This window comes from Microbacterium sp. NPDC003461, from assembly GCF_053588335.1.
In genome coordinates this window covers 70,974-95,073 of record NZ_JBSFPT010000006.1, presented here as the reverse complement: position 1 = coordinate 95,073, position 24,100 = coordinate 70,974, and the positions used below count along the sequence as shown (strand labels likewise).

22 protein-coding genes, 1 tRNA gene and 1 pseudogene are annotated in these 24,100 nt (G+C 70.2%); 17 read left to right on the top strand and 7 right to left on the bottom strand.

The window, feature by feature from the left end:
* Positions 1 to 472 precede the first annotated feature (472 nt).
* Genes qcrB through ctaE form a run of 4 tightly spaced genes read right to left on the bottom strand, consistent with a single transcriptional unit; the run spans position 473 to position 4,718 of the window.
* Positions 473 to 2,194, bottom strand: a complete 1,722-nt coding sequence (gene qcrB, locus ACWDR7_RS04575) for a cytochrome bc1 complex cytochrome b subunit (protein WP_449853746.1) — start codon at positions 2,192 to 2,194, stop codon at positions 473 to 475.
* Positions 2,191 to 3,246, bottom strand: a complete 1,056-nt coding sequence (qcrA, locus tag ACWDR7_RS04570) for a cytochrome bc1 complex Rieske iron-sulfur subunit (RefSeq protein WP_449853750.1) — start codon at positions 3,244 to 3,246, stop codon at positions 2,191 to 2,193. Before qcrA ends, qcrB begins: the two co-directional genes overlap by 4 nt.
* A gap of 36 nt (positions 3,247 to 3,282) precedes the next feature.
* Positions 3,283 to 4,086: a cytochrome bc1 complex diheme cytochrome c subunit gene (gene qcrC / locus ACWDR7_RS04565; RefSeq protein ID WP_449853745.1), complete on the bottom strand. Its 804-nt coding sequence runs from the start codon at positions 4,084 to 4,086 to the stop codon at positions 3,283 to 3,285.
* 20 nt (positions 4,087 to 4,106) lie between these two features.
* Positions 4,107 to 4,718 (bottom strand): aa3-type cytochrome oxidase subunit III, encoded by a 612-nt coding sequence (gene ctaE / locus ACWDR7_RS04560; RefSeq protein ID WP_449853749.1) that lies wholly within the window; start codon positions 4,716 to 4,718, stop codon positions 4,107 to 4,109.
* A gap of 147 nt (positions 4,719 to 4,865) precedes the next feature.
* Here ctaE and trpD point away from each other — a divergent pair, with 147 nt between their 5' ends.
* Positions 4,866 to 5,927, top strand: a complete 1,062-nt coding sequence (gene trpD, locus ACWDR7_RS04555; RefSeq protein WP_449853744.1) for an anthranilate phosphoribosyltransferase — start codon at positions 4,866 to 4,868, stop codon at positions 5,925 to 5,927.
* 79 nt (positions 5,928 to 6,006) lie between these two features.
* Positions 6,007 to 7,263, top strand: a complete 1,257-nt coding sequence (locus ACWDR7_RS04550; RefSeq protein ID WP_449853748.1) for an MFS transporter — start codon at positions 6,007 to 6,009, stop codon at positions 7,261 to 7,263.
* A gap of 27 nt (positions 7,264 to 7,290) precedes the next feature.
* Here the strand turns inward: ACWDR7_RS04550 and ACWDR7_RS04545 are convergent, their stop codons facing one another.
* On the bottom strand, positions 7,291 to 8,208 hold the full coding sequence (locus ACWDR7_RS04545) for a 5'-3' exonuclease (protein WP_449853743.1): 918 nt from the start codon (positions 8,206 to 8,208) through the stop codon (positions 7,291 to 7,293).
* Positions 8,209 to 8,212: 4 nt separating this feature from the next.
* Positions 8,213 to 9,265 (bottom strand): FUSC family protein, encoded by a 1,053-nt coding sequence (locus tag ACWDR7_RS04540; RefSeq protein WP_449853742.1) that lies wholly within the window; start codon positions 9,263 to 9,265, stop codon positions 8,213 to 8,215.
* Between the two features lie 56 nt (positions 9,266 to 9,321).
* Here ACWDR7_RS04540 and ACWDR7_RS04535 point away from each other — a divergent pair, with 56 nt between their 5' ends.
* The 15 genes and pseudogenes from ACWDR7_RS04535 to ACWDR7_RS04465 all read left to right on the top strand — a co-directional run bounded on the left by ACWDR7_RS04535 (position 9,322) and on the right by ACWDR7_RS04465 (position 22,541).
* Positions 9,322 to 9,870 carry a DNA polymerase III subunit gamma/tau gene (locus ACWDR7_RS04535; protein ID WP_449853741.1) on the top strand — a complete coding sequence of 183 codons (549 nt, stop codon included), beginning with the start codon at positions 9,322 to 9,324 and terminating at the stop codon, positions 9,868 to 9,870.
* The gene (locus ACWDR7_RS04530; protein ID WP_449853740.1) at positions 9,867 to 10,217 is read left to right on the top strand and encodes a hypothetical protein; all 351 of its coding nucleotides are present in this window, start codon (positions 9,867 to 9,869) and stop codon (positions 10,215 to 10,217) included. The genes ACWDR7_RS04535 and ACWDR7_RS04530 overlap by 4 nt, the downstream gene beginning before the upstream one ends.
* A 131-nt stretch (positions 10,218 to 10,348) precedes the next feature.
* Positions 10,349 to 11,938: a phosphoglycerate dehydrogenase gene (gene serA, locus ACWDR7_RS04525; protein WP_449853739.1), complete on the top strand. Its 1,590-nt coding sequence runs from the start codon at positions 10,349 to 10,351 to the stop codon at positions 11,936 to 11,938.
* Between the two features lie 2 nt (positions 11,939 to 11,940).
* Positions 11,941 to 12,993, top strand: a complete 1,053-nt coding sequence (locus ACWDR7_RS04520) for a 3-isopropylmalate dehydrogenase (RefSeq protein ID WP_449853738.1) — start codon at positions 11,941 to 11,943, stop codon at positions 12,991 to 12,993.
* A 105-nt stretch (positions 12,994 to 13,098) separates the two neighbouring features.
* Positions 13,099 to 14,190 carry a branched-chain amino acid aminotransferase gene (locus tag ACWDR7_RS04515; protein WP_449853737.1) on the top strand — a complete coding sequence of 364 codons (1,092 nt, stop codon included), beginning with the start codon at positions 13,099 to 13,101 and terminating at the stop codon, positions 14,188 to 14,190.
* Between the two features lie 25 nt (positions 14,191 to 14,215).
* Positions 14,216 to 14,983: a fumarylacetoacetate hydrolase family protein gene (locus tag ACWDR7_RS04510; RefSeq protein ID WP_449853736.1), complete on the top strand. Its 768-nt coding sequence runs from the start codon at positions 14,216 to 14,218 to the stop codon at positions 14,981 to 14,983.
* Positions 14,983 to 16,188, top strand: coding sequence for an MFS transporter (locus ACWDR7_RS04505; RefSeq protein WP_449853735.1), 1,206 nt, complete (start codon positions 14,983 to 14,985; stop codon positions 16,186 to 16,188). The genes ACWDR7_RS04510 and ACWDR7_RS04505 overlap by 1 nt, the downstream gene beginning before the upstream one ends.
* A gap of 125 nt (positions 16,189 to 16,313) precedes the next feature.
* Positions 16,314 to 16,673, top strand: a pseudogene (locus ACWDR7_RS04500) (D-glutamate cyclase family protein); the annotation flags it as partial.
* Between the two features lie 55 nt (positions 16,674 to 16,728).
* The gene (gene gltX / locus ACWDR7_RS04495; RefSeq protein ID WP_449853734.1) at positions 16,729 to 18,240 is read left to right on the top strand and encodes a glutamate--tRNA ligase; all 1,512 of its coding nucleotides are present in this window, start codon (positions 16,729 to 16,731) and stop codon (positions 18,238 to 18,240) included.
* Positions 18,241 to 18,369: 129 nt separating this feature from the next.
* Positions 18,370 to 18,441, top strand: a tRNA-Gln gene (locus ACWDR7_RS04490).
* Positions 18,442 to 18,631: 190 nt separating this feature from the next.
* On the top strand, positions 18,632 to 18,832 hold the full coding sequence (locus ACWDR7_RS04485; RefSeq protein ID WP_449853733.1) for a helix-turn-helix domain-containing protein: 201 nt from the start codon (positions 18,632 to 18,634) through the stop codon (positions 18,830 to 18,832).
* A complete protein-coding gene (locus tag ACWDR7_RS04480) occupies positions 18,825 to 20,030 on the top strand; it encodes a tyrosine-type recombinase/integrase (RefSeq protein ID WP_449853732.1) in 1,206 nt (401 codons plus the stop codon). The genes ACWDR7_RS04485 and ACWDR7_RS04480 overlap by 8 nt, the downstream gene beginning before the upstream one ends.
* The gene (locus ACWDR7_RS04475) at positions 20,027 to 20,515 is read left to right on the top strand and encodes a hypothetical protein (RefSeq protein ID WP_449853731.1); all 489 of its coding nucleotides are present in this window, start codon (positions 20,027 to 20,029) and stop codon (positions 20,513 to 20,515) included. Before ACWDR7_RS04480 ends, ACWDR7_RS04475 begins: the two co-directional genes overlap by 4 nt.
* Before the next feature lie 479 nt (positions 20,516 to 20,994).
* Complete coding sequence (locus tag ACWDR7_RS04470) at positions 20,995 to 21,585, top strand: type IV toxin-antitoxin system AbiEi family antitoxin domain-containing protein (protein WP_449853730.1); 591 nt, start codon at positions 20,995 to 20,997, stop codon at positions 21,583 to 21,585.
* Positions 21,582 to 22,541 carry a nucleotidyl transferase AbiEii/AbiGii toxin family protein gene (locus ACWDR7_RS04465; RefSeq protein ID WP_449853729.1) on the top strand — a complete coding sequence of 320 codons (960 nt, stop codon included), beginning with the start codon at positions 21,582 to 21,584 and terminating at the stop codon, positions 22,539 to 22,541. The genes ACWDR7_RS04470 and ACWDR7_RS04465 overlap by 4 nt, the downstream gene beginning before the upstream one ends.
* Before the next feature lie 45 nt (positions 22,542 to 22,586).
* Here ACWDR7_RS04465 and ACWDR7_RS04460 read toward each other — a convergent pair whose 3' ends face one another.
* Positions 22,587 to 24,044, bottom strand: a complete 1,458-nt coding sequence (locus ACWDR7_RS04460) for a plasmid pRiA4b ORF-3 family protein (RefSeq protein WP_449853728.1) — start codon at positions 24,042 to 24,044, stop codon at positions 22,587 to 22,589.
* Between the last annotated feature and the right edge of the window lie 56 nt (positions 24,045 to 24,100).

The window sequence follows — 24,100 nt, the reverse complement described above, 5'->3', positions numbered from 1 at the left end:
GGGGGCATGGAGCTGCACATCACCGGCTATGCCGATGCCGACCGGGCGCATGAGCGCCCGCACGCTCGCTTCGCTCGCACAGTGATCGGTTGCTGTGGAGGGGTACCCCAGCGGTTGCTGAACGGAGCGCCGGAGGCGCGGAGATGAAGCGACCAGCGCAAGCGTCATGGAGTTGCTGTGGTCGCTTCATCTTCGTTCGCTGGCGCTCACTTCGTTCAGCAACCGGGGGGTTTCCGCGGAGAGGTCGCGGCGCGCACAGCGGGGACGGAGGGGTTCCGCTGCCCAGTAGGGGGTGAGCGAAGCGAACCGGGCCCCGCTGGGCGGCGGAACCCCGCAGTCCCCGCGGAACCGCCACCGCTCACGCGAACGCAGAACCGCACCCGCACCGCACACGTGTACGCGAAAACGGAAACCGACGCACAGGCACACGCGAAAGGGGCCCGGTCCGAAGACCGGGCCCCTTTCGGTGCGATCAGTGCTTGGTGTCGTCGCCCGACTCGAGCTCCGCGTGGCCGCCGCCGTGGCGGAACTGCGGCGTCTCCTCGGGGCTCGGGCCGTACTCGGCCAGCGCGTGGCGCTGGTGGGCGTCGGCCTGGTCGAGCTCCGTCTGCGTGAGCGGGGCGAGGCGGTCCTCGAAGAACCAGCGCGACAGCGCCGCGCGGAACTTCTCGCTCGCCGGGATCCTGCCCTGGTCGTTGGGGCGCACCACGAGCGGCTCGTAGCCGGCCTCGGGGATGAGCTTCCAGCGCTCGTACTCGTCCATCGGCTTGTGCACCTCGCGGTACTCGCCGCCGGGGAGACGCACGATGCGACCCGACTCGTAGCCGTGCAGGACGATCTCGCGATCCTTCTTCTGCAGAGCCAGGCACACGCGCTTCGTGATGAAGTACAGCACGAACGGGCCGAGGATGAGCACCGCCTGCAGGAAGTGGATCACTCCCTCCATCGTGAGCCCGAAGTGGGTCGCGATGATGTCCGACGAGGCCGCGGCCCAGAGCGTGGCGTAGAAGCCGACACCGGCGGCGCCGATCGCCGTGCGCGTCGCGGCGTTGCGCGGGCGCTGGGCGAGGTGGTGCTCGCGCTTGTCGCCCGTGATCCACGCCTCGATGAACGGGTAGAACATCACCAGCACGATGAAGACGCCGAGGATCGCGACCGGCACGAGGATGCCGAGCGAGAGCGTGTAGTTGCCGAGCTGGATGTCCCAGTTCGACGGGGCCAGACGCAGGGCGCCGTCCGCGAAGCCGATGTACCAGTCGGGCTGGGTACCGGCCGACACCGGGGACGGGTCGTACGGGCCGTAGTTCCAGATGGGGTTGATCTGCACCAGCGAGGCGATCAGCACGATCGCGCCGAAGACGATGAAGAAGAAGCCGCCCATCTTGGCCATGTACACGGGCATCATCGGGTAGCCCACGACGTTGTCGTTCGAGCGGCCGGGGCCGGCGAACTGCGTGTGCTTGTTCACGATCATGAGCAGCAGGTGCAGGCCCACGAGGGCGATCACCAGGAGCGGCAGGATCAGGATGTGCAGCGTGTAGAGGCGGCCGACGATGTCGGTTCCGGGGAACTCGCCGCCGAACAGCAGGAACGAGGTCCACGTGCCGATCAGAGGGATGCCCTTGATCATGCCGTCGATGATGCGCAGGCCGTTGCCCGAGAGCAGGTCGTCGGGGAGCGAGTAGCCGGTGAAGCCCTCGGCCATCGCCAGGATGAACAGCACGAAGCCGATCACCCAGTTCAGCTCGCGCGGCTTGCGGAACGCGCCCGTGAAGAACACGCGCAGCATGTGCACGCCGATGCCGGCCACGAAGACCAGCGCGGCCCAGTGGTGGATCTGGCGGACGAGCAGGCCACCGCGCAGGTCGAACGAGATGTGCAGCGTCGACTCGAGCGCCGCCGACATCGCGATGCCGCGCATGGGCTCGTAGGCGCCGTGGTAGTGGGTCTCGACCATCGAGGCCTGGAAGAAGAATGTCAGGAACGTGCCCGAGAGGAGCACGACGACGAACGACCAGAGCGCGATCTCGCCGAGCATGAACGACCAGTGGTCGGGGAAGACCTTGCGGCCGAGCTCCTTGACGAAGCCCGACAGGCTGGTGCGCTCGTCGATGTAGTTGGCGGCGGCGCCGACGAACTTGCCGCCGAGCGGCTTGTCGTCCTTCTTCTCTTCCTGAAGCGTGGTGGTGCTCATGCGTGGCGCTCCCAGAAGCTCGGGCCGACAGGCTCGGTGAAGTCGCTGCGGGCGACGAGGTAGCCCTCGTCGTCGACGGTGATCGGCAGCTGCGGCAGGGGCCGGGCGGCGGGTCCGAAGATGACCTTCGCCTCCTCGGTCACGTCGAACTGCGACTGGTGGCACGGGCAGAGCAGGTGGTGCGTCTGCTGCTCGTACAGGGCGACGGGGCAGCCGACGTGGGTGCAGACCTTGGAGTACGCGACGATGCCGTCGTACGACCAGTCCTTGCGCTCCTCGCGCTCGATGAGCTGCTCGGGGAGCAGGCGCATGAGCAGCACGATGGCCTTGGCCTTCTCCTCGAGGTAGCCCTCGTCGTGGCCGAGGCTCGCGAGCTCCTCGGGGATGACGTGGAAGGCCGAGCCGAGGGTGACCTCCGACGCCTTGATGGGCGTGCCCTCGGGATCGCGGGCCAGGCGCATGCCCTCTTCCCACATGGTGTGCTTGAGCAGGTGCACGGGGTCCTGGTCCATCGGCGCGAGACCGCGGAACAGGGTGAGGCCGGGCAGGATCGAGGCGCCGAGCGCGACGAACAGCGAGTTGCGGATCATCTTGCGGCGGCCGAAGCCCGAGTCGTCGTTCGCGTCCGAGAACGCCTGGACGGCGGCGGCGCGCGTCGGCTCCGAGCCGCGCGTGCTGTGACGCTCCTCGACGTACTCCTTGTCGCTCATGAGCGCCTTGGACCAGTGGATCGCGCCGATGCCGATCGACAGCAGGGCGGCGGCGATGCCGAGGCCGATGAACATGTTGTTGTAGCGGATCGAGAGGAAGGATCCGTCCTCGATCGGGAACAGCATGTAGGCGGCGACGGCCCAGAGGCTCGCGGCGGCCGAGATGTAGAACAGCGTGTAGACCGTGCGGACCGCGGCCTTCTCGGCCTTCGGGTCCTTGTCGGTCATCCGCTCACGGTGCGGCGGCAGACCCGGGTTCCGCACGGGGTCTGAGACAGGGACGGCGAGGCCGGGGGAGGCCTGGTACGCCTCCACCGCCTGCGTTTCGCCCTCGTGTGCCATGGTGCTCCTCGTCACTTAACGTTCGTTCGTCATGCGTCAGTTCGACTTCGCGGTGATCCACACCGTGATCGCCACGAGGGCGCCGATACCGAAGATCCAGATGAACAGGCCCTCGGAAACCGGTCCCAGCGAGCCGAGCGTGAAGCCGCCAGGAGCCTCCATCTGCTGCTGATAGAGCAGCGCCGAGATGATGTCGCGCTTGTCTTCCTGCGTGAGGTTCATGTCGTTGAAGACGGGCATGTTCTGCGGCCCCGTCACCATGGCGGCGTAGATGTGCAGGCCGCTGGTGTCCAGGATGTCCGGGGCGTACTTGCCCTCCGTGAGGGCACCGCCCGCGGCGGCCACGTTGTGGCACATGGCGCAGTTGATGCGGAACAGCTCGGCGCCGCGCGCCACGTCGCCCTCGCCGTCCAGCACGTGGTCGGACGGGTAGCTCGGGCCGGGGGCCACCGAGTGCACGTAGGCCGCCATGGCCTGGATCTGCTCCTCGGTGAACTGCACGGGCTTCTGCGGGGCCTGCGGGCCCTGCGCCTGCAGCGGCATGCGGCCGGTCGACACCTGGAACTCCACGGCCAGCTCGCCGACGCCGACGAGCGAGGGGCCGTTGTCGGTGCCCTGCAGGTCGAGGCCGTGGCAGGTGGCGCAGTTGGCCTGGAACAGCTTCTCGCCGTCCTCGGCGGTCAGCGCCGTCTGGGTCTGGGAGGTCTCGGCGGTCGACGCGACCGCTGCCGACGCCGCGGCATAGCCGCCGCCCGTGATGAGCAGGCCGATCCCGATGAGCGCTGCGGTGGCCAGGGGGCTGCGGCGGCCGGTCGAGCGACGCTTCTTCTCTCGTGCCATGTGGTGATTCAGCTCCGCTCTCACTTGAGGAAGTAGATGACGATGAACAGCGCGATCCAGACGACGTCGACGAAGTGCCAGTAGTACGACACGACGATCGCGGTCGTCTCCTCCTTGCGCCGGAACTTCTTGACGGCGTAGACGCGTCCGATGGTGAGCAGGAACGCGACGAGGCCGCCCGTGACGTGGAGGGCGTGGAAGCCGGTGGTGATGTAGAAGGCCGACGCGTAGGAGTCGGCGCTGATCGGCATTCCCTCGGCGATGAGCTGCGCGTACTCCCACACCTGACCCGACACGAAGACCGCGCCGAGGATGAAGGTGAGCCAGAACCACTCGACCATGCCCCACGACTTCCAGCCGGTGCCCTTGACGCGGTACGGCTGCCCGCGCTCGGCGGCGAACACGCCCATCTGGCACGTCACACTGGAGAGCACCAGGATGATCGTGTTGACCAGGGCGAACGGCACGTTGAGCAGCTCGGTGCGATCCGCCCACAGCTCCGGGCTGGTGCTGCGAAGCGTGAAGTAGATCGCGAAGAGGCCGGCGAAGAACATGACTTCGCTGCCGAGCCAGACAATCGTGCCGACCGCGACCGGGTCAGGTCGCTTCACTTTCGGTGCCGGGGCATACATCGCAGGGGTCGTCACCCGTCCATTATTGCCGATGCGCGGGCATGGTCCAGGCAGCTTCGACATCGCGTCGAAGTTAGGGTGCCCTAAGAGAAGCCTGCGAACCAGGCGGGAAACCGCCGACGATCGGCCGTGGATAGGATCGGGAGCATGGCGGAACCCACCTGGCCCGACGTGTTAACCGCGCTCCTGTCCGGCGCCGATCTCAGCGTGTCGGAGGCCACGTGGGCCATGACACGCGTCATGCGCGGCGAGGCCACGCCCGCGCAGCTCGGCGGCTTCCTCACGGCGCTGCGCGCGAAGGGCGAGTCGGTCGAGGAGATCATCGGCTTCCGCGACGCGATCCTCGACGCGGCCGTTCCGCTGCCCGTCGACCCGAACGTGCTCGACATCGTCGGCACGGGCGGCGATCGGATCGGCACGGTCAACGTCTCGACGACCGCCTCGATCGTCATCGCCGCCACGGGCGTCCCCGTCGTCAAGCACGGCAACCGCGCGGTCAGCTCGAAGACGGGTTCGTCCGACGTGCTCGGCCAGCTCGGCATCGACCTGACGCTGTCGCCCGAGGCCGTGGCCGGCGTGCTCGAGCGCGCGGGCATCACGTTCGCGTGGGCGGCCGCGTTCCACCCCGGCTTCAAGCACGCCGGTCCCGTGCGCGGCGAGCTCGGCGTGCCCACGGTCTTCAACTTCCTCGGGCCGCTCGTGAACCCGGCGCGCGCCGAGGCGAATGCGGTGGGCGTCGCCAACCCCGACGTCGTGCCGCTCATCGCGGGTGTCTTCCGCACGCGCGGCGCGACCGCGCTTGTCTTCCGCGGCGAGGACGGCCTCGACGAGCTGACGACCACCGGCTACAGCCGCATCTGGCAGATCTCCAACGGCGACCAGCACGAGTTCGACATCCACCCGCGCGACCTCGGCATGCCCACCGCCACCCTCGACGACATCCGCGGCGGCGATCCGGTGCACAACGCCGCCGTGCTGCGCCGCACGCTCGCCGGCGAGCAGGGGGCGGTGCGCGACATCGTGCTGCTCAACGCCGCCGCCGGCATCGTCGCGTACCGCCTGTCGCAGGACCCCGCGCAGGCGCAGCGCAACCTCATCCAGCGGCTGATCGAGGCCAGGGACGAGGCGGCCGCCGCGATCGACGACGGGCGCGCCGAGGCCAAGCTCGAGGCCTGGGTGCGGGCCACGCGCGAGGTCGCCGCGTCCTGACGCGCATCGTGGCGCCGCGTCCTGGCGCCCGGGCCGCCGCCCGGGGCCTCCGGCGGCGCGGACGTAGACTGGCCGGGTGATGTCCTCGCCCGCCTCCCTTCCGAGGCGGGCCTTCCCGTGGCTCGTCGTCGCGGGCGTGCTCGTGGCCGCACTGAGCCTGCGGGCGCCCGTGCTGGCCGTCTCTCCCGTGCTGCGCGAGATCGAGCGGCAGCTGGGCCTGGACGCCGCCGGCGCGTCGCTCATCATGACGAGCGCCGTGCTGATGTTCGCCGTCGTCACGCCCGCCGCGGCCCTCGTCATCCGCCGCGCGGGGCCGGAGCTGGCGCTGCTCATCTGCCTCGCCGGCGTCATCGCCGGCACGCTCGTGCGATCCGTGCCCTCGTACGGCTGGATGATCGCCGGCATGATCGTCGCCGGCGCGGCGATCACGATCGGCAACGTCGTCATCCCCGTCATCATCCGCCGCGACGTGCCCGAGCGCCACGTCGCGACCGTCACGGCGGCGTACACCGCCATGCTCAACGTCGGGTCGCTCTTCGCCACGCTCGGCACCGCACCGCTTGCGCAGCTGACCGGCTGGCCCCTTGCACTGCTGTCGTGGAGCCTGCTCTCGGTGGTGGGGATCGTGCTGTGGGTCGTGCACCTGCGGCGCGACCGCGTGACCGGCGCCACGTGGGCCGAGCGCTACTCCGGGGCGACGGGCGCGGCGGGAGCGGCGGCGGAGGCGCTGGCCATGACCGGCCCCGTGCCCGTGCTCACCGGAAGGGGCCGCGCGGTGCGGCACCCCGTGGTGTGGCTGCTGACCGGCACGTTCGCGTGCCAGTCCGCCGCCTACTACGCGCTCTCGACCTGGCTGCCCGCCATGGCCGCCGATCTCAACGGCGCCGACCCGACGGCGGCGGGCGCGCTCGCCTCGATCTTCCAGGGCGGCGCGATCGTCGGCGCGTTCGTCGTGCCCGTGCTCGCGCGGTACCTGCCGCTCATGGTGCCGGCCGCCGTCGTGAGCGCATGCTGGATCATCGTCTCCGCGGGCATGCTCGCCGCGCCGCAGCTGCTGGCGCTGTGGGCGGCGGTCGGATCGATCGCGCACGCGGGCGGCTTCGTCGTGATCTTCACGGTGCTCATGCGCGTGGTGCGCACCGACGCCGAGGCGGCGACGGGATCGGCCCTCGTGCAGGGGCTGGCCTACGTGTTCGGCACCGTCGGCGCCCCGATCGCCGGCGCGCTCCACGACGCCACGGGCGGCTGGACCGCCTCGCTGGGCTTCAGCCTGGCGCTCGGCGTCGGCTTCGCCGTGCTGCTGACGTGCGCCGTCATCGGGGCGCAGCGGCGCTGAGGCGCACTGTCCGGCCCGCCGGTCCGCTCAGTCCGCGATCGCGGTGATCGCCGCGATGGCGCGTTCCATCGAGGTCGACACGCCCCAGCGGGCGGCGAACGCCCGGGCGGCCTCGGCGCCGAAGCCGCCGAGCGTGTCGTCGAAGGGCTCCAGCTCGAGGTCGCGCGCCACGGCCACGACGCGTGGGGCGACGTCGAGGTAGTCCGCCGCGGCGGCGAGCTTGGCGCGCACGCCCGCCGACATCCCCTCGCCGGCCTCGGCCGCCGCCCGGATGCCCGCGAGATCGCCGTGCGCCGCCAGCAGGGTCGCGGCCGTCTTCTCGCCCACGCCCTTCACGCCGGGGAGGCCGTCGGAGGGGTCGCCGCGCAGCGTGGCGTAGTCGGCGTACTGCGCCGCGTGCACGCCGTACTTGGCGCGCACGACCTCGTCGGTGACCACCTCGAGGCTGCTCATGCCCCGCGCGGTGTAGATCACGCGCACGTCGCGCTCGTCGTCCACGAGCTGGAACAGGTCGCGGTCGCCCGTGACGACGTCGACGCGGCCGGGCTCGCGCGTGGCGAGCGTGCCGATCACGTCGTCGGCCTCGTGCTGCGCCGCCCCGACCACCGCGACGCCGAGAGCGGCGAGCGCCTCGCGGATGATCGGCACCTGCGCCTCGAGCGGATCGGGGACCTCCTCGACGTCCGGGGCCCCGGCGACCTCCTGCACGACGCGGTGCGTCTTGTACGTGGGGATCAGATCCACGCGCCACTGCGGGCGCCAGTCGTCGTCCCAGCACGCCACGAGCCGGGTCGGCTCGTACGTCGACACGAGCTTGGCGACCATGTCGAGCAGCCCGCGCACGGCGTTCACGACCGTGCCGTCGGGGGAGCGGAACGTGTCGGGCACGCCGTAGTAGGCGCGGAAGTACAGCGAGGCCGTGTCGAGGAGCATGAGCCGGGTCATGCCGTCATCCTTCCATCCGGTCCTCGCCGCTCGGCTCCGTGAGCTCGCCGTGCACGCGGCGCAGGTCCTCGAGGAGCGAGCCGATGAGGATCCAGTGCGGTCCGGTGGGCGGATCGGCTGTGAGCGGCGAGGTGAGCGCGGGCAGCGTCGTCGTCTCGGGTGCGCCGGGCGCGGAGCGACGCAGGCGCAGACGCACGTCGTGGGCCGCCGCGCGCAGCTGCGCCGCGATGCCGGGTACGGCCGGCTCGCGCGCGATCTCGTCGTCGTGGTGGTCGTAGAACGCCCGCGTCATGCCGACGGTCTGCCGGATCACCGACGTGAAGGTGCCCAGCAGCGCGCGCTGCGCCGCGATGGCCTCGCGGTGCCGCCGGGCGCGCGGGTTGAGGGTGAGGGACTCGTCGGCCGCGTCGAGCGCCGCCTCCGCCGCATCGCGCATGGGGCGCAGCAGCCGCGCCTGCACCATGAGCGACTCGAGCTCTGCGGCCGTGTTCGTCGTGCCGAGCGCGTCGGCCAGCCGCTCGAGCGAGCGCGCCAGCTCCTCGCCGAGCCGATCGATGGCCTCGCGCGCCGGCGCGACCGCGACGGGCGGCACGAGCGCGAGGTTCACGACGAAGCCGATGACCGCGCCCAGCACCGTCTCGATGACCCGGTCGAACGCGTACGAGGGCGTGGCCGTGCCGAGCGCGATCACGAGCAGCGCGCTGATGCCCGCCTGATTCGACGTGCCCGCCGTCATCCGCAGCGCCCAGGCCAGCAGGATCGCCGCGCCGACGGCGACCGGCAGCGCCCATGCCGGATCGGGGAGCGCGAGCCCCACGAGCGAGGCGACGACGACGCCCGCGATCACGCCCGCGCTGCGCTCGATCCCCTTCAGGTACGACTGGTTCAGGCTCGGCTGCACCACGAGCAGTGCCGCGATCGCGGCGAACACCGGGGGCGGGCCGTCCTGGATCAGCCAGCTCGCCAGCAGCCAGGCCGCGATCGTGGCGAGGAACGCCTTGGCCGCCTGCAGCGCCGGCGTGCGCCGCGACGCGCGCACCGCCCCGAGCACCTTCATGCCGCTCACGCTACGCCCGCGGGCGCGGCGCGACGGTGATCGCTACGCTGTGGCGTATGGCTCGACCTGATGACGACGCGCTCTCGTGGGCGGGCGACGAGGACGATCCGACCCTCGATCCCGGGGCGCCCGCGGGCGCCGCGGTGCCGACGGCGGGTCGCGCGGGTGCCGCGCCGGAGCCGGCCGCCGCGCCGCCCGCGCCCGAGCCGGCCGTCGAGCCGGAGCCGGAACAGCGCCCGGCGGACGAGACCGCCACGGACGAGCCCGAGCCCGAGCCCGAGTCCGAGCCCGCGCCGCAGCGCCTCGGCGACGCCGCGCTCGTCACCCTCGGCGTGCTCGGCGGCGTCTACCTGCTGTGGACCATCGGCTGGCTGCTGGGCGCGATGCGCCTGCGCGCGTGGATCCAGGTGCAGACCGGTGCCGTGGCCGACGCGATGTTCCACGGCAGCATGGTGCTCGGCATCCTCGCCCCGGCGATCTGGTTCGGAGGCGCCTGGTTCCTCACGCGCGGCCGCCCGGCGTGGCTGCGCATCGCGGCGCTGCTCGTGGGCGTGGTCGTGCTCGTGCCGTGGCCGTTCGTGATGGTGGGGGTGATCGGGCAGTGACCGAGTCGACGAGCGCCGGGAGGCGGCCCACCTGGATCGTCGCCACGATCGCCGGCGCGTTCGCGCTGCTGTACGCCTACGCCGTGTGGAGCGCGATCTCGCAGCTCGTGCAGAGCGTGCAGACGACCTCGTCCGCCGGGCTGTCGCTCAACGCGCTGGGGTGGATCGTGTGGCTGCTTGCGATCGCGCTGCCGATCGCGCTCTTCGCGCTCGCCGTGTCGATCGGACGCACGCGCGGACTGCGCACTCTGGCGATCCTGCTCCTCGTCGGGCTGAGCATCGTGGCGGTGTTCTGGCTCGACGTCGTGGCATATACGACGGTCAACACGAGCAGCCTGATCGGCTGAGCCGCCGGGCCCGCCCGCGCCGGGCCGGAGCGGCCTCGCGCGGCGGATAAGGTGGAGGCGACCGCGCCCCGACGGCGTGCGGCGCGTCGCCCCCGCACCGCGCGCCCGCACAAGCACCGAAGGATCCATCCGTGTCGAAGCCCGTCGTCCTCCTCGCCGAACAGCTCTCGCCCGCCACGATCGAGGCCCTCGGGCCCGACTTCGAAGTGCGCACCGTGGACGGCACCGACCGCCCCGCGCTCTTCGAGGCGCTGGCCGAGGCCAACGCCGTGCTCGTGCGCTCGGCCACGAAGATGGACGCCGAGGCGATCGCCCAGGCGCCCAAGCTCAAGGTGATCGCCCGCGCGGGCGTGGGACTCGACAACGTCGACATCAAGGCGGCCACCACCGCCGGCGTCATGGTCGTGAACGCGCCGACGTCGAACATCATCTCGGCCGCCGAGCTCACGTGCGGCCACATCCTCAGCCTCGCCCGCCACATCCCGGCCGCGCGCGCGTCGATCGCCGCGGGGGAGTGGAAGCGCAGCAGCTTCACCGGCACCGAGCTGTTCGAGAAGACGCTCGGCGTCGTCGGCCTCGGCCGGATCGGCGCGCTCGTCGCCGCGCGCATGCAGGCGTTCGGGATGCGCGTGGTCGCCTACGACCCCTACGTCACGAGCGCGCGCGCCCAGCAGCTGGGCGTCGAGCTGCTGAGCCTCGACGAGCTCGTCGCGCAGGCCGACTTCCTCACGATCCACATGCCGAAGACCCCCGAGACGACCGGCATGATCGGCGCCGCGCAGCTCAAGGCCATGAAGAAGACCGCGTACGTCGTGAACGTCGCCCGCGGCGGCCTGATCGACGAGGACGCGCTGCACGAGGCGCTCACGAACGGCGAGATCGCCGGCGCCGGCCTCGACGTCTTCACGAGCGAGCCGCCCGCCGACACGCGCCTCACGGGGCTGCCGAACGTCGTGGCCACGCCGCACCTCGGCGCCTCCACCGACGAGGCGCAGGAGAAGGCGGGCGTGTCCGTCGCCCGCTCCGTCAAGCTCGCCCTCGAGGGCGACCTCGTGCCCGACGCCGTGAACGTCGCCGGCGGCGTGATCGACCCGTTCGTGCGCCCCGGCATCGCGCTCGTCGAGAAGCTGGGCCAGGTCTTCAGCGGCCTCGCGCACGGCGCGCTGCAGCACCTCGAGATCGAGGTGCGCGGCGAGCTGGCCGACTACGACGTCAGCGTGTACCGCCTCGCGGCGCTCAAGGGCATCCTCGCGAACGTCGTGAGCGAGACCGTCTCGTACGTCAACGCCCCCGTCTTCGCCGAGCAGCGCGGCATCGAGACGCGCATGATCGTCGAGAAGGAGAGCCCGGAGTACCGCAACATCACGATCCTGCGCGGCACGCTCTCGGACGGCACGACGCTGAGCGTGGCCGGCACACTGGCCGGCACGCGCATGGTGCAGAAGATCGTGGGCATCAACGGCTACGAGATCGAGGTGCCGATCGCCGCCCACCACGTCGTGATGCGCTACGACGACCGGCCCGGCATCGTCGCGATCTACGGCAAGGTGTTCGGCGACGCCGGCATCAACATCGAGGGCATGCAGGTGGCGCAGGCCATCGACGGCCAGGCGCTGTCGATCGTCACCGTCAACGCCCGCGTGCCCGACGACCTCCTCGCCGAGATCGGCGAGGCGATCGGCGCGACGATCGTCCGCCAGATCGAGATCGTCGAGGACTGATCGTGTCGCGCACCATCAGGCTCGCGGTGATCCCGGGCGACGGGATCGGGCCGGAGGTCACGACCGAGGCCGTGAAGGTGCTCGAGGCGGCCACCGCCGGCACCGACACGACGTTCGCGCGCACCGAGTTCTCGCTGGGCGCGGATCGCTACCTCGCCACCGGCGACGTGCTCACGGACGAGGACCTCTCGGCTATCGCCGCGCACGACGCGATCCTGCTCGGTGCCGTGGGCGGCGTGCCGAACGATCTGCGCCTGAAGGACGCGAGCATCGAGCGCGGCCTGCTGCTGAAGCTGCGCTTCGCGCTCGACCACTACGTCAACCTGCGCCCGTCGCGCCTGTACCCGAGCGTGCCGGGGCCGCTGGCGGATCCGGGCGAGGTGGACTTCGTCATCGTGCGCGAGGGCACGGAGGGCGCGTACGTCGGCAACGGCGGCGTGCTGCGGCCCGGCACCCCACACGAGATCGCGAACGAGCTCGGCGTCAACACGGCCTTCGGCGTCGAGCGCGTCGTCCGCTACGCGTTCGCGCTGGCCGAGCGGCGCGCGAAGCGCCTCACGCTCGTGCACAAGACGAACGTTCTCGTCAACGCCGGGCGGCTGTGGAACCGCGTCGTCACCGAGGTCGGTGCGGAGCACCCGGACGTCGAGGTCGACTACATGCACATCGACGCGGCGACCATCCACCTGGTGGATCGACCGAGTAGATTCGACGTGATCGTCACCGACAACCTCTTCGGCGACATCCTCACGGACCTGGCCGGCGCCATCACCGGCGGCATCGGCCTGGCAGCCTCGGGCAACATCAACCCCGAAGGCGCCTTCCCCTCGATGTTCGAGCCCGTGCACGGATCGGCGCCCGACATCGCCGGCACCGGCACGGCCGACCCCACGGCCGCGATCGGATCGGTCGCGCTGCTGCTCGATCACCTCGGCCTGCGCGCCGAGGCCGAGCGCGTCACCCGCGCGATCGAGAGCGACATCGCCGCCCGCACGGGGGAGCCGCGCAGCACCACGCAGATCGGCGACGCGATCGCCGCGCGGCTGCAGGCGTAATCTTCCACTGACGCCGGATCCCGCGGATCCACGGTCGCCGGATTCCGATCCGCGACACCCGATTCCGATCCGGCGCCCACCGGCACACACGCAGACAGGACCGACATGACCACCGCAGCCACCACCACGGAACCGCTTCCGTTCGCGGTCACGAAGAACCTCGCCGCGAAGAGCCCCGCCGAGCGCGAGGCGCTGCTCGCCGATCCGGGCTTCGGCACCGTCTTCACCGACCACATGGTCGACATCTGCTGGTCGGAGAAGGGCGGCTGGCACCGCCCGCGCGTGCAGCCCTACGGCCCCATCCCGCTCGATCCGGCCGCCGCGGTGCTGCACTACGCGCAGGAGATCTTCGAGGGACTGAAGGCGTACCGGCACGCCGACGGTGGGATCTACACCTTCCGTCCCGAGCAGAACGCGCGGCGGTTCAACCGCAGCGCCCGGCGCCTGTCGATGCCCGAGCTGCCCGAGGAGCACTTCCTGCAGGCGCTGCGGGAGCTCATCGCGGTCGACGGCGCCTGGGTGCCGAGCGGGCCGGACCAGACGCTGTACCTGCGCCCCTTCATGTTCGCCAAGGAGGCCTTCCTCGGCGTGCGGCCTGCGAAGAAGTACGCGTTCTACGTGATCGGCAGCCCCGCCGGATCGTACTTCTCGGGCGGCGTGACGCCCGTGCGCATCTGGCTCAGCGAGAACTTCGCCCGCGCGGCGCGCGGCGGCACCGGGGCGGCCAAGACCGGCGGCAACTACGCCGCGAGCCTGCTGCCGCAGGCGGAGGCGTACCAGCAGGGCTGCGACCAGGTGGTGTTCCTCGACGCGGACGGCAACATCGAGGAGCTCGGTGGCATGAACGTCGTGTTCGTGAAGAAGGACGGCACCCTCGTGACGCCGGAGTCCGAGAGCATCCTCGACGGCGTCACCCGCAACTCGATCCTGCAGCTCGCGGCCGACCGCGGCCACGCCGTCGAGCGCCGCGCGGTCTCGCTCGCCGAGTGGCGCGAGGGCGTCGCCTCGGGCGAGATCGTCGAGGTGTTCGCGTGCGGCACCGCGGCGGTCGTCACCCCGATCGGCGCGCTCAAGGGCGCGGGCTTCGAGGACGCGCAGCCGATCGGATCGCTGGGCCTGTCGCTGCGCGAGGAGCTCACGGACATCCAGTACGGGCGCCGCGAGGACACCCGCGGCTGGCTGTACAAGCTCGACTGAGCGCGGGTCTGGCTAGGCTGGCCGGGTGAAGATCGCGCGATTCAGCCACAACGACGCCATCCGCTACGGGATCCTCGACGAGGGCGAACTGGTCGTGCTCGCGGGCGACCCGATGTTCGCCGGGTTCGAGACGACGGGCGAGCGCGTGCCGCTCGGCGACGTCGCGCTGCTGGCGCCCGTCATCCCGCGCTCGAAGATCGTGTGCGTGGGGCGCAACTACCGCGCGCACGCCGCCGAGCTCGGCAACGACGTGCCGACCACGCCGCTCATCTTCCTCAAGCCGAACACGAGCGTCGTCGGACCCGGCGACGCCATCGTGCGCCCGCCGCAGTCGAGCGACACGCAGTGGGAGGGCGAGCTGGCCGTGGTGATCGGGCGCATCGCCAAGAACGTGCCGGCCGCGAACGCGATGGACTACGTCTTCGGCTACACCGTGGCCAACGACGTCACGGCGCGCGACCTGCAGAACTCCGACGGGCAGTGGGCGCGTGCGAAGGGCTTCGACACGTTCTGCCCGCTCGGGCCGGCCATCGAGACCGACGTCGACCTGGCCTCGGGCGAGGTCATCACGCGCGTGAACGGCGAGGAGCGGCAGCGGGGCGCGTTCGCGGACATGGTCTTCGACATCCCGTTCCTCATCGAGTACATCTCGGCGGCGTTCACGCTGCTGCCCGGCGACGTCATCCTCACCGGCACGCCGGAGGGCGTCGGCCCGTTCCAGGCCGGCGACACGATCGAGGTCGAGGTGCCGGGCATCGGCATCCTCCGCAACGTCGGGCGCGACGCGGGCTGATGCCGAGCGACGCCGACCTGGCGCGCATCCAGCGGCGGACCGTCGCGACGCTCGCCGGCGGGCAGATCCTCGGCGGGCTCGCGTTCGGATCGACGGTGTCGCTCGGCGCGCTCCTGGCGGCAGACATCTCGGGCTCCGAGGGCTTCTCGGGCCTCGCCGTCGCCTCGAGCACGCTCGGCTCCGCACTGCTCGCGATTCCGCTCGCGCGGTCCGCCGCGTCGCGCGGCCGCCGCATCGCCCTCACCACGGGCATGGCGCTCGCGCTCGTCGGCGTGCTCGTCGTGATCGTGGCGACGGGCCTGCGCTGGTTCCCGCTCCTGCTCCTCGGCTTCGCGCTGACGGGCGCGGGGCAGACGGTGAACCTGCAGTCGCGCTTCGCCGCGACCGACCTCGCCGCCGACGCCACGCGCGGTCGCGACCTGTCGCTCGTCGTATGGGCCACGACGGTCGGGTCCGTGGCGGGGCCGAACCTGCTGGGCGCGGGGGAGTGGATCGGGCAGCGGATCGGCATGCCGGAGCTCACCGGCCCCTTCCTCTTCTCCGTGGTGGCGCAGGCGCTCGTCGTCGCGTTGTACCTCGTGGCGCTGCGGCCCGATCCGCTGCTGCTGGCCCGCGAGCGCGACGCCGCGCGCCCCGCGACCCTCGCGGAGCACCCCGACCGCCCGCGCGTCGCCCGCTACGCGATCTTCGCGGTCGCGGGCTCGCACGGCGTCATGGCGGCCGTGATGTCGATGACCCCCGTTCACCTGGAGCATCACGGCGCCTCGCTGCAGATCGTCGGCCTCACGATCAGCCTGCACGTGGCGGGCATGTACGCGCTCTCGCCGGTCTTCGGCATCCTCGCGGATCGCCTGGGTCGCGTGCCGACGATCCTCGGCGGTCAGGCGATCCTCGTCGCGTCGCTGCTGCTGGCCTCGTTCGGGCAGGACGACCAGGCGCTCGTGACGGTCGCCCTCGTGCTGCTGGGGCTGGGCTGGAGCGCGTCGACGGTCGCGGGCTCGGCGCTGCTCGCCGAGGCGACGGCGCCGCCGCTGCGCACCCGCCGGCAGGGTCGATCCGACCTGGCCATGAGCCTGGTCGGATCGGTCGGCGCGATCGCCGCCGGCGGCATCCTGTCGCTCATCGGCTACGGCGGGCTCGCGCTCGTCGCCCTCGTCGTCGTGGCGGCCATCGTGCTGCTGGCACCGGCGGGCCGCGCGCGCTGACGCATTAGCCTCGAGGCATGTCCCTCACCGCCGACGACGTCTCGATCCTCCCGCCCGCCGCGTCGCGCGAGCGCTTCCGTGCCGGGCTCGCCACGCCCACCGCGGGCTGGTCGGTCGGCTATGCGTACCGCACGACCATCCCGACCGAGCGGGCGGGCCGCTTCGAGGGCCCCGTCGTCGTGTCGATGCGCCCGATCCCCGCCGCGCGCGTGGCCGACGCGGTGCGCATCACGTCGCGCTACCCGGCGGTGCACGGTGCGCCCGTGCACGTGGGCGACCCGGCCGCGATCGGGATCGCCGATCTCGCGCGCCCGGACTTCGGCGAGGCCGTCGACATCGCCGAGGGGACGATCCCCGTGTTCTGGGCGTGCGGCGTGACGCCGCAGGCCGCGGTGATGCAGGTGCGGCCCGAGCTGGCCATCACGCACGCGCCGGGGCACATGCTCGTGACCGACCTGCGCGACAGCGAGTTCCAGGTGCCCTGACCCGCGGCGCCGTCGGACCCTCTTTTCACCGGCCATCCGAACTAAGCTGGTCGGGATGGCTACTCCCGATCCCCGCACCACGACCGCGACGGGCGCCGATGTGCGCGTGCGCTTCTGCCCGTCGCCCACCGGCCTGCCGCACGTCGGCCTCATCCGCACCGCGCTGTTCAACTGGGGCTACGCGCGCCACCACGGCGGCAAGCTCGTGTTCCGGATCGAGGACACCGACGCCGCGCGCGACAGCGAGGAGAGCTACCAGCAGCTGCTCGAGGCGCTGCGCTGGCTGCGGATCGACTGGGACGAGGGCGTCGAGGTGGGCGGCCCCCACGCGCCGTACCGCCAGTCGGAGCGACACGACCAGCACCGCGAGGTGCTGCAGAAGCTCATGGACGCGGGGCTCGTGTACGAGAGCTTCTCGACGGCCGAGGAGATCGACGCCCGCAACGAGGCGAACGGCCGCCCCAAGCAGCAGGGCTACGACAACTTCGACCGCGACCTGACCGAGGAGCAGAAGGCCGCGTTCCGGGCCGAGGGGCGCCAGCCCGCGCTGCGCCTCAAGGTGCCGGACGAGGACATCACGTACGTGGACCTGATCCGCGGCGAGGTGACCTTCCCCGCCGGATCGTTCCCCGACTACGTCATCGTGCGCCCCAACGGGATCCCGCTCTACACGTTCGTGAACCCGGTCGACGACGCGCTCATGGGCATCACCCACGTGCTGCGCGGTGAGGACCTCATGCCCTCCACCGGGCGCCAGATCGTGCTCTACCAGGCGCTCATCGACGCCGGCGTGACCGACTTCATCCCGCGCTTCGGCCACATGCCGCTCGTGCTGGGCGACGGCACGAAGAAGCTGTCGAAGCGCGACCCGCGCGCCGACCTGTTCCTGCAGCGCGAGAAGGGGTTCATCCCCGAGGGCCTGCTGAACTACCTCGCGCTGCTCGGCTGGTCGATCGGGCCGGACCGCGACGTGTTCTCGCTCGACGAGTTCGTCGCCGCGTTCGACATCGCCGATGTGAACCCCAACCCGGCCCGCTTCGACCAGAAGAAGGCCGAGTCGATCAACGGCGACCACATCCGCATGCTCGCGCCTGAGGACTTCGCGCGGCGCATCACGCCGTACCTGTTCGCGGCCGGGGTCGTGGGCGAGGAGCTCACCGAGCGCGAGACGGAGCTCATCGTGGCCGCCGCGCCGCTGATCCAGGAGCGGCTGCCCCTGCTCGGCGAGGCCCCCGGCATGATCGGGTTCCTGTTCGCCGACGAGGTGACCTACGACGACGACGCCCTCGCGTCGCTGCCCGCGAACGCCGCCGACGTGCTGCGCGCCTGCGTGGACGCGCTCGAGGGGATGCCGGAGGCCGGCTTCGCCGCGGACGGGATCCAGGCCGCGCTGTCCGGCGCGCTCATCGACGGGTTCGGCCTCAAGCCGCGCGTCGCGTACGGCCCGCCGCGCGTGGCCATCACCGGCCGCCGGGTGTCGCCGCCGCTGTTCGAGTCCATGGAGCTGCTCGGCCGCGAGCAGTCGCTCGCGCGCCTGCGCGGGCTGCTGGCTCGGCTCGCGGGCTGACCGGGCTCGGGTGGCTCGGGCTGGGCTGACCCTGCGCGCGTGCTGACACGCGCGGCGGGCGCCCGGTTTGGCCGCCCTCACCGCGTGCGGTAAGCTAGACAGTCGTTGCGGCTCATGCCGCGCGGCCCTTGGGGTATGGTGTAATTGGCAACACGGCTGATTCTGGTTCAGTTGTTCTTGGTTCGAGTCCAGGTACCCCAGCAACGAATCGCTAGAGTTCTCTAGGAAGTCCGGCTCCCTCCTCACTCCGTCGAGTGGCACGATCTGGCGTCTGGTGACCAGATTGGTGACCAGAAACCCCCGAGAGGCGCGTATCGCCCTCGTCTCTGCTGATGAGGTACGCACTCGCCCCCGCTCGTTCGTGTGGGTACGCGCTCCGCACCTGTCTGGCATGGAAGCTCATGCACGCATCGAGGTCGAGCCCGCGTTCCTGACCCAGGCGGAGGTCGCCCTACTGCTGGGCGTGCCCGAGCGCACGCTCGAAGGCTGGCGGCTCACGAGGTCTGGGCCGCCATGGCTGAAGCTCGGCCGACACGTGAAGTACGACCGTGACGACGTACTCGCCTGGGCGCGGGAGCAGCGTCATGGCTAGGCCGAAGATCGCCGCGGGCGAGGTCGGTCAGGTGCAGGTGACGCAGCTCGCGAACGGCAAATGGCGCGCACGCGCCCGGATGCGCAGCGACTCCGGCGAGCTGGTGCAGCTCCGCGCCGAAGGCCCCACCGAGGATGCAGCCCGCGAGGAGCTGGTGTCACGCGCGAAGACGCTGACGACGCACACGAAGGCCATCGTCACCGCCGGATCGACCATCGCGGAGGCGGCGGAGGCATGGCTGCCGACGGTGAAGGTGCGCGCCGAGAACGGCACGCTGTCGTGGTCGACATACGAGAACTACGAGACCACCGTCCGTCTCACGCTCATCCCCGTCTGTGGCGGCGTCACGCTGGAGGCGCTCACGGTCGGCCGCTGCGATCGGATCATCCAGAATCTTCTCGCCGACCGGGGTGTGTCGTCGGCGCGGAAGGCGCGCTCGGTGCTGTCGCTTATCTGCGGGTTCGCCGTGCGCGACGACGCGATTCCGACGAACCCGGTGCGCGACGTCACGCGGCTGCCGACGCCGGAGAAGAAGACCGCGATGCTCACTCCGCAGCAGATCGAGGCGATCCGCGATCTCATGACGCACTGGCGCGAGACGGAGGGTATGGGGCCGCGCCCGAACTGGCGGGCGCTCGTGGACGGCATGGACATCATGCTCGGCACCTCCGCCCGCGTGGGGGAGTGCATCGGCCTGCGCCGCTGCGACGTGGACATGACCACCGCCGCGCCGACGATCCTGATCGACGGCACCGTGATCCAGAACAAAGCGCAGGGCGTCCAGCGGAAGAATGCCCCGAAGCGCACTCGCCAACGCCGTCGCATCGCGCTCCCTGCTCTTGCGGCCGACGCGGTGCGACGCCGGCTCGCGCTTGCGGAGAAAGGACCGGAGGCGCTGCTGTTCCCGACGAAGACCGGCAAGCCGATGAGCGTGTCCAACTACGAGCGGCTGTTGCGATCGTTCATCGACGATAACCGCGATGAGCTCGTGCGCCTCGGTGTCGAGGTGGAGGAGTACTCGACGCACATCTACCGGCGCACCACCGCGACGCTCGTGGAGCGCGCGGCCGGACTCACGATCGCGTCACGACTGCTCGGACACGCGAACGAGATGGTCACCCGCAACAGCTACGTCATCACCGCTGAGCAAGTTGATGTCGTCACCGCCGACATCCTCGACACGATCCTTGGGACGTGAGTCATGCGGCTCGCCGGTCGCGCGGGAGGCGCCGCGTACCTTCTCACCGAAGCCTTGCGCCTGTTCGAGGGGACGGCTACCGGCTCATTAACAAGCCGGGCCAGGAACGCCCTCTCGCTACGGAGAAGGAGGTCCAACTCTTCTTCGGCCTCATCTTCTTCGGTAGCGAGTTCGACGTGAATCGTGAGGTCAACAACGGGCGCGGTCCTGTGGACTTCAAGGTGAGCAAGGGGGCCGTCGACAAGTCGCTGATCGAGATCAAGCTCGCCAGCAACAGCCAACTGAAGCGCAACCTCCAGAACCAGGTCGAGGTCTACGAGAAGGCGAACGGCACGCGCACATCGGTCAAGATGATCGTCTGCTACACGGACGCGGACGTGGCGAAGGTCGACGCCGTCCTGAAGGAGCTGGAGCTTCGCGGCGAGAAGTCCATCGTTGTCATCGACGCGCGCGCCGACAACAAACCCTCAGGTTCGAAGGCATAGGTCGGCGCAACGATGCTCCAGTACCTTCGGTTGCGCGGCGCCCCCGCGTTTGACCCGGCCTCCGGTGCAGACATCGGCCCGCTCAAGCCGGTGAACTTCTTTTTCGGGCCCAACGGCTCCGGTAAGACAACGATCAGCCGTGCTCTGGCTGACTCGAAGCGATTCGCTGGTACCTCTCTGGAGTGGCTCCCAGTCGCCAGCGAAGGCGCCGAAGAAGTCTCTGCGGAGGAACAGGTCGTCGAGGTGGCATCCGGGAGCGAGGCAACCGAATGACCGACGTCCCCGCGGCGGCGACCTCACGGTGGGAGATGGCTGAGGCCGAGATCTTCGACAGGCTCAGCGGGTCGATCCGCGACGCACTCCTCTTCGGAGCTTTCGCAGAAGCCAGAGCAGAACTGTTGACCAGCGCAAGAAGAACGCGTGACCAGGGGCGGATAAAAACCGCACACGCTTGAGTGGGCTGTGCGAGGATTGTATCCATGAAGGAGGTGGACGAGTCGCTCCCGTCGACGTTCACGACGGAGACCTCGCGGGCGCACGGTGTGCATCCGCGAGATCTGTATGCCTGGAGAGATGGCGGGCAGATCATCGAACTCTCGCGCGGGGTCTTCCGTCGAGCAGACGCGCCCCCGGCGTCGTACCCCGACATGATCGCAGTGGCGCACCGCGCTCCTCGCGCGATCGTGTGTTGCGTCTCGGCGGCAGCAATCCACGAACTGACGGATGAGATGCCGGCGTCGGTACAGATCGCGGTTCCCAAACGGTCGCATACGCCGGTGATCGCTTACCCGCCCGTGACAGTGTTTCGCTTCGATGAAGCAACGTTCGAACTCGGTGTGACCGCGTTCGAGGCGGGGCCGGGAGAACCGGTGCGCATCTACGATGCGGCGAGGACGGTGGTGGATCTCATGAGATTCCGGAAACGCCTTGGCGAGCCGATCGCGCACGCCGCGCTTCACCGATATCTGGCAGCACCGGACTCGAAGCCGGCACTGCTGCTGGACTACGCGGAGGCGCTGGGGACGTTCGGGCCGATGCGTGCCGCGCTCGATGTTGCGAGTGCCCGATGAGTCGCCCCACGCGAGAGAGCGCCGCAGGGCGCGCATACCTCGACCTGCAAAACCAGGCTCGCCGCCAGAACCGCGGCACGCAGGAACTGCTCACGATGTACATCGTCGAGCGCTGGCTGTCGCGGATGTCGCGCTCACCGTACGCCGAGGACTTCATCTTGAAGGGCGGGATGTTGCTGGCATCGTTCGGCACCCGCCGTCCCACGGTCGACGCCGACGCCCTCGCGCGCAACATGGCCTCCGACGAAGAGACCGTCGCTCGCCGCGTCGCTGACATCGCCGCGATCGAAGACCCAGACGACGGCGTGGAGTTCCTGCCCGACACGGCCACCACTGCGGTGATTCGTGATGACGCGCGGTATTCCGGCGTGCGGGTGACGATGACGGCACGGCTCGCGACAGCGCAGGTCAAGCTGCGGCTCGACATCAACTTCGGCGATCCCGTCACGCCGGCCCCACAAACCGTCGAGCTGCCGTCGCTGCGGCCGGACGCGCCGCCGATCCGCATCCTGGGCTACCCGATCGAGACGGTACTCGCAGAGAAACTCGTCACCGCGATCGAACTGGGACGAGCGAATACGCGCGTGCGTGACTTCGCTGACATCCATCTCTTGACCGGCGCACAGGCTCTCCAGTGCGGGGAACTGCGCGACGCGCTCACGGCGACCGCAACTTTCCGCGGGACCACGTTGATCCCTCTGGCGCAAGCCGCCGAGGGGCTCGCAGTGTTGCGCAACTCGACCTATGTCGCTTACCGGAAGGGGCTTGGCGAGGCGGGCGCGAATCTGCCCGAGCGGTTCTCCGACGCCGTTGCTGCCGCTGCTGTCTTCGTCGACCCGGTGCTGGACGCGCTCGACGGCAAAGCCATCTGGAGCCCCGCCGAACGGAGCTGGCGCACGGCACCCGTCACGCCGTCCGAGCCGACAGAATCCACTACAGGTACGACCGACCTGTGACGGCTTTCGTCGGGCTCAGCCGCAGCCGATCCGGTGACCACACGATCAAGCCCGTATGACGCACCGGGCGATGGCTGCGACGGCGGCGTTCACGCCCTTAGGCCTCCAGCTCGCGCGGATCGTGCCCGCGAGCAGGTTGAGTGTATCGAGCGTGAGGCTGTCGGGGGAGGGAACACGGTAGGGGTCCTCACGGTCGCGCCAGCCGAGGTCGAAGAGGAGCTCGCTGATGCTCGCTTCCCACAGTTCCGCGGGTGTCTCGTTCGCGACGACGGCGAGTGCCATCCATCCGGCGTGCCGCTCTGCAGGGGTTGTTCCGAGCGGGAGCCGGCCGGTGATGTGCCTCAGGATCGCGTGCGGGTCATCTCTACGTCTTGCGATGGCCTGAGTCGGAGCAATGCGGCCTTTGCGCACCGACACGAGCCCCAGTGCTCGCGCCGTGGCGCGCAGGTCCGCGACGGGCCAGGTGAGGTCTTCGCGGTTGGCCTTGCCGATCCACCATTCGGTGATGCCTGTGCGATGTGCTATCTGCTCGACGACGGCGGGTTTCAGATAGCCGGCGCCGGTGAGCGTCACGCCGTCTCCGACGACGTCGAGGAGCACTCGGAACGGCTCGGTGAGATCAGCAGCATCGTCGGTGCTGACATCGGTCGCGCCGGAAGCAGAGGGATGCGCGAGCGCGTTGCGCAGGCCGCGTGCGCCGCGGTTTTGCGCCAGTTCGAGCAGAGATTCGAGTTCCTCGACGACCGGGATCGGCTCCGCGGTGGCTGCGGCGATCAGTTCGTTCGTCTCATCGATATCGAAGACATCGGGGTGCCAGCCGTCGGGCAGCCAGGCGCGTCCTTCCTCGGCGCTGTCGAACACCTCGGGTCTGAGTGCGTCGTCGTAGTCGTTGCGCACCCAATCGGCGAGTTCGCTGTAGCCCCAGACGCCGCCGCAGTCCTCTGGTGGGCAGGCGAGCTTCCCGCCGACGCATACCGGGACCGGGCGAGTGCTGTCGAGCACCTTCTCGACGCGCAGGATATGCGCCCAGCCATCGCCGAAGTCGTAGTCATACCAGAGCCGGTCGCCCTCATCAGCGATGACCTGGTCGAGGCGCACATCGTCTTCGAGCATCCCCTCGTCGCCCTCGTCGAGGTCGAACTGGGTGAGGAACTCGGGAGCGTTGCGGTCATTGCTCGTGCGGAAGCGGTGCAGGTGGCTGTCGGTCCATCCCATCGCCGCTTGGATCACCTCGTGCAGCCGCGGGAGGAGGATGTCGCCGGGAACCTCGATGCGTCGCCACACCGGCGGCTTCGTGCGCTGCAGGTCGATACGGATACGGAAGCCCCGCACCGTAGCGGGGATGGGGAGGAGCTGCGGCTCGGGACGACGCCAGAGATCGTCCAGATGATCGGCGTCGGGCCTCAGCGAGGCGATGAACTTCTGAAGATCCGGTGCCTCGAACTTCTCGGATGCCATCTTCCTTCTCCCGACCTTCGGGCACATCACTTCGGGATGCGCCATCGCGATCAATTCTCACGGAGCACGTCGGCGTCCGCCCAACTGCTGGTCAGGGAAGC